The sequence below is a fragment of the Microbispora siamensis genome, assembly GCF_016863095.1.
GTDB lineage: Bacteria > Actinomycetota > Actinomycetes > Streptosporangiales > Streptosporangiaceae > Microbispora > Microbispora siamensis.
In genome coordinates this window covers 1-992 of sequence record NZ_BOOF01000125.1, presented here as the reverse complement: position 1 = coordinate 992, position 992 = coordinate 1, and the positions used below count along the sequence as shown (strand labels likewise).

Annotated in this window: 1 protein-coding gene; it reads right to left on the bottom strand. The window is 64.4% G+C overall.

Annotated elements, in window-relative coordinates; translation table 11 throughout:
• Nucleotides 1–992, bottom strand: a 992-nt coding sequence (locus tag Msi02_RS42755) for a sensor histidine kinase (protein WP_204053407.1), incomplete at both ends; no start/stop codon positions are given.

Below are 992 nucleotides of genomic sequence, written 5' to 3'. Positions count from 1 at the left end.
GACGGTCTCCCGCGGGAAGGACTCGAACGGCCCCCGGTCGAAGGGATCGGCACCCGGAGTACCGACACCCGGCGCATCCGCCCCGAACACCGGCGTACGCGGCGCATTCTCAAACGGCGTCGGACTCGCGAGGGCCGGCGCATTACCGAACATGGAACCACCGAACTGCGGCCCGGCCCCGACCGCCGGCATCGGACTGGTCAACTCAGGCTGCGGCATCCCCGGCACACCCGGGAACGCCGGACCCGCATTGGCCAGCAACGCCTCGGGCAACAACACCATAGCCGTCAGACCACCGGTGTCCTGCTGACGCAACTGCACCCGAATCCCATGACGCAACGCCAGACGACCCACCACGAACAGGCCCATACGCCGAGACACCGACACATCCACCACCGGCGGATTGGCCAGCCGATAGTTCGTCTGCGCCAACTCCTCCGGCGTCATGCCGATCCCCTGATCACTGACGGAGATGATCAAACCCCCGCCATCGATCCGATTACTCGACACCGTGACCTTCGTGTCACGAGGCGAGAAGGAAATCGCGTTCTCCACCAACTCAGCCACAAGATGAACGACGTCGTTGACCGACTGACCGACAACCGACGCCCCCGCCTGCACCTGGATGTCGACACGCTCATAATTCTCAACCTCCGACAGCGAGGCACGAACGACATCGACGATCGGCACCGGCTGGCCCCAACGACGCGCCGGCTCCTGCCCCGCAAGAACCAGGAGGTTCTCACTGTTACGGCGCATACGCGTCGCAAGATGGTCGAGCTTGAACAGGTTCCCGAGCCGCTGCTCATCCTGCTCACCCTGCTCCAGCCCATCGATCAAAGACAACTGCCGCTCCACCAACGTCTGCGTACGCCGCGACAGGTTCACGAACATCGCATTGACATTGCTCCGCAGCCGCGCCTCGTCACCCGCCAACCGCACAGCCTCACGGTGCACCTCGTCAAAGGCCCGCGCGACCTCACCGATCTCGT